The organism is Streptomyces sp. NPDC004647, from assembly GCF_040609575.1.
Lineage (GTDB): Bacteria > Actinomycetota > Actinomycetes > Streptomycetales > Streptomycetaceae > Streptomyces.
This window is the reverse complement of the sequence record NZ_JBEXKU010000170.1, coordinates 1-4,378: the sequence shown is the minus strand read 5'-3', so window position 1 is coordinate 4,378 and position 4,378 is coordinate 1. Positions and strand designations below refer to the sequence as shown.

The 4,378-nt window shown below is 72.8% G+C and carries 2 protein-coding genes; both read left to right on the top strand.

Annotation, left to right across the window (positions count from 1 at the left end):
• Nucleotides 1-2,407 (top strand): type I polyketide synthase (locus tag ABZW18_RS34230; protein ID WP_356195289.1); only part of this gene is annotated, 2,407 nt, incomplete at its 5' end.
• A gap of 100 nt (nt 2,408-2,507) precedes the next feature.
• The coding region (locus tag ABZW18_RS34225; RefSeq protein ID WP_356195286.1) for a type I polyketide synthase at nt 2,508-4,378 on the top strand (1,871 nt) is incomplete at its 3' end.

Sequence of the window (4,378 nt, the reverse complement as noted above, 5' to 3'; positions counted from 1 at the left end):
GCGCGCCCTGGAGGAGAACGGGGTGACGACGTTCGTCGAGGTCGGCCCCGCTGCCGCCCTGTCGGCCACGGGACCGTCCTGCCTGACCGACGACAGCGACGCCTCCTTCGTACCGCTGCTGCGCCGCGGCCAAGGTGAGGACGGCGCACTCGCGATGGCACTCGGGGCGATCCACGTACGCGGCGCGAGGGTGGACTGGCAGGCGTACTACGCAAGGCGCGGCGCCCGGCGCGTGGATCTGCCCACGTATGCCTTCCAGCGCCGTTGGTACTGGTTCGACCAGGCCTCGGGCGACAGCAGGCCCTCGGCGACGCCGCACGCCGGCACGCAGACCGAGATCGAGGCACGGCTCGACAGCCACCGTTACCGGCTCACCTGGAGGCCCGTCGCGGACGCCGCACCTCAAGGCGGACCGGGAGACCGACTTGGGGAGCAGTCGGCGGAGCCGTGCCTGCCCGGCACCTGGGTCGTTGCCCTACCCGCCGGATACCGCGACGAGAAGCGCGCCGCTGCCCTCGTCGACGGGCTCACCCTCCGCGCCGACCGTGTCGTCCCGCTGGAGGCGACTGGTGCCGACCGCGCGGGGCTCACGCGCTCGCTCAGCGAGCTCGCTGCCCACGAACAGCTCACCGGGGTCCTCTCGCTGCTCGCGCTCGACGACCGACCGCACCCCCGGCACCCTCACCTCACACAGGGCGTCGCCGACACCGTCACCCTGGTGCAGGGGCTGGCCGACGCGCAGGTCGCGGCGCGCCTGTGGTGCGTGACCGCCGGGGCTGTCGCCGTCACGGAGTCCGAGGAGGTCGACAGCCCACCGCAGGCCGCTCTCTGGGGCATGGGTGCGGGGCTCGCGCTGGACCACCCGGACACCTGGGGCGGACTGCTCGACCTGCCGGGGACCGTCGACACGCACGCGCTGGACCAGGTGTGTGCGGTCCTGTCCGCGCCGGTGCCGCCCGCGTCGTCGACCGAGGGCCACGACAGGATCGCCATCCGGGACGACGGCCGGCACACGCTGCGTATGACGCATGCCGCGCTGTGCGGGCGCAAGGCGCCGCGCCACTGGCGGGCCCGGGGCACCGTACTCGTCACCGGCGGTACCGGCGGCCTCGGCGCCCATGTGGCGCGAATGGTCGCCGACCGCGGCGCCGAGCACCTCCTTCTCACCAGCCGCCGCGGCCGGGACGCCGAAGGCGTCGCCGAACTGGAGCGCGAACTGACCGCGCGTGGTACCCACGTCACGGTCGAGGCCTGCGACGTCGCCGACCGCGAGGCGCTGCGCACGGTGCTGGCCGCGGTCCCCGACGAGCACCCACTGACCGCGGTGGTGCATGCCGCGGGCGTGATGCAGCGCATCTCACCGCTCACCGAACTGACGCTGGAGGAGTTCGCGGAGGCGGGGCGCGCCAAGGTTGCGGGCGCCCGCAACCTGGACGAACTCCTCGACGACCAGCCGCTCGACGCGTTCATCCTGTTCTCGTCCGGGGCCGCCGTGTGGGGCAGCGCCGGCCAGGCTGGATACGGCGGTGCCAACGCCTACCTCGACGCACTCGCCCAACGCCGCCGCGCGCTCGGCCGTACAGCCCTCTCCATCGCGTGGGGCTCCTGGGACGGCGGCATGGTGGACGCCGAACTGGGCGCGGCGCTGCGCCGCATCGGCGCGCCGCCCATGGAGCCCGGGCTGTGCCTGGAAGCGATGGGCCAGGCGCTCGACCACGACGAGAGCCATCTGGTGATCGCCGACATCGACTGGTCGCGGTTCGCTCCCACATACGGTCTCGCCCGCGCCTGCCCGCTGCTGCACGAACTGCCCGAGGCCAGGGCGGTCCTCGACCCCGGCGCCGGTACGGGCGCCCCAGCGGGCGGCGACGGGGGAGCGGCGTTCACCGCAGAGCTGGCGGCGCTGCCCGCGCCCCAGCAGGCCCGACTCCTGCTCGACCTGGTCCGTACGCAGGTCGCCGAGCTGCTCGGCTACGACAGTGCCGAACAGCTGGACCCCCGGCGGCCCTTCGAGGACCTCGGCTTCGACTCGGTCGCCGCCGTCGACCTCACCAGCCGGCTGACCACGGTGGTCGGCCGCAAACTGCCGTCCACGATGGTCTTCGACCACGCGTCCCCGTCGGCGCTGGCCGACTTCCTGCGCTCGGAGCTGAGCCAGGACGGTCCGGCGGACGGGCTGTCCGTACTCGCCGAACTCGACCGCATCGAAGCGACCGTCATCGCCCTGCCGCCCGACGAGATCCGACGCGGCCGGCTCATCGACCGGCTACGGACCCTCCTCACCCGGGCCGGCGAGGCGGCGGGGGAGCCGCAACGCGACGCCCCGGCCGTCCCCGACGGGCTCGCCGGTGCAACCACCGCCGACGACGTCTTCGACTTCATCGACCGGGAACTCGGCCTGAGCTGATCCGCTCGGGCCCAAGAACTCTCCGCAGAGCTGTAGAGCGCGCAGAGCCCGGAGCCGCAGTGCTCCGGGCTGCAGAGCAAAGGATGTTGTGAGGCTGGGAATGGCTGACGACCAGAAGCTCCTCGAGTACCTCAAGCGGGTCACCGCCGACCTGGCCCAGACACGCCGGCGGCTCCAGGACTTCGAGGCCAGGGAGCAGGACCCGATCGCGATCGTGTCCATGAGCTGCCGTTACCCCGGTGACATCGAGACACCCGACGACCTGTGGCGGCTCGTCGCCGACGGCGGCGACGCCATCGGGGAGTTCCCCGCGGACCGAGGCTGGGACCTCGGCCGGCTCGCCGGCGGCCAGGATGCCGGGGGCAGCCTCACCCACCGGGGCGGTTTCATCCGGGACGTCGCCGGCTTCGACCCGGGCTTCTTCAACATCTCGCCGCGCGAGGCGCAGGCCATGGACCCGCAGCAGCGGCTCATGCTGGAACTCTCCTGGGAGGCCCTGGAGCGGGCGGGCATCGCCCCGGACCGGGTGCGCGGCGAACAGATCGGCGTCTTCGCAGGGTCCGGATTCCAGGACTACGGCGACCTGCTGAACGCCGCCCCCGAGGCGTCCGCCGCGTACATGGGCACTGCCGCGGTCGCCGCCGTCATCGCGGGTCGCGTCTCCTACACACTCGGCCTGGAAGGGCCCGCGGTCACCGTCGACACGGCCTGCTCCTCCTCCCTCGTCGCCGTTCACCTGGCCGCCCAGGCCCTGCGCGACGGCGAGTGCACGCTCGCGCTCGCCGGCGGAGTCATGGTGATGTCCACCCCCGGCCCGTTCGTGGGCATGAGCAAGCAGGGGGGCCTCGCCCGCGACGGCCGCATCAAGGCGTTCGCGGATGCCGCCGACGGCACTGCCTGGTCCGAGGGCGCCGGCCTGCTGGTACTGGAACGCCTCTCCGATGCCCGCCGCAACGGCCACCCCGTACTCGCGGTCATCCGCGGCTCGGCGGTCAACCAGGACGGCGCGAGCAACGGTCTGACGGCACCGAACGGCCCCTCCCAGCAGCGCGTCATCCGGCAGGCCCTCGCCAACGCCCGGCTCACCAGCGGCGAGGTCGACCTCGCCGAGGGCCACGGCACGGGCACCACGCTCGGCGACCCCATCGAGGCGCAGGCGCTGCTCGCCACTTACGGGCAAGGCCGCCCGGAGGACAAGCCGCTCTGGATCGGCTCCTTCAAGTCCAACATCGGCCACGCGCAGGCCGCCGCAGGCGTCGGCGGGATCATCAAGATGGTCCAGGCGATCCGGCACGGCCTCATGCCGCAGACCCTCCACGTCGACCGGCCCACCACCCACGTCGACTGGAGTGCGGGCAACGTCCGCCTGCTTGCGGAGGCTCGAGCATGGCCCGAGGATGAGCAGCCGCGCCGGGCCGCGGTCTCCGCCTTCGGCGTCAGCGGCACCAACGCCCACATGATCATTGAGGAGGCGCCCCGGGAAGGGGCAGACCAGGGGGCGGACGTCACTTCGCCGCCTCGCCCGGTGCGTACGCCACAGCCGTGGCCCGTATCCGCTCGCAGCGCCGACTCCCTGCCCGCGCAGGCGGAGCGCCTGGCCGCGTATCTCGACGTGAACCCCGAACTCGGCGCGCTCGATGTCGGCTACTCCCTCGCCACCACCCGCGCGGGCCTCGAGCACCGGGCCGTGATCCTGACCCAGGACAGCGATGACACAGCTGGCTACCGTGGCGGATTGGCCGCGCTGGCGGAGGGCCGTCCCGCTTCCGGAGTCGTGCGGGGCACGGTGTCGGATGGGCTGAGCGCGTTTCTGTTTACGGGGCAGGGTGCGCAGCGTTTGGGGATGGGCCGGGAGTTGTACGAGGCGTTTCCGGTGTTTGCGGAGGCGTTTGATGCGGTGTTGGGGGAGTTGGAGTCGGGGCTGGGGGAGGTGGTGTGGGGCGGGGATGCGGAGTTGTTGAACCGGACTGG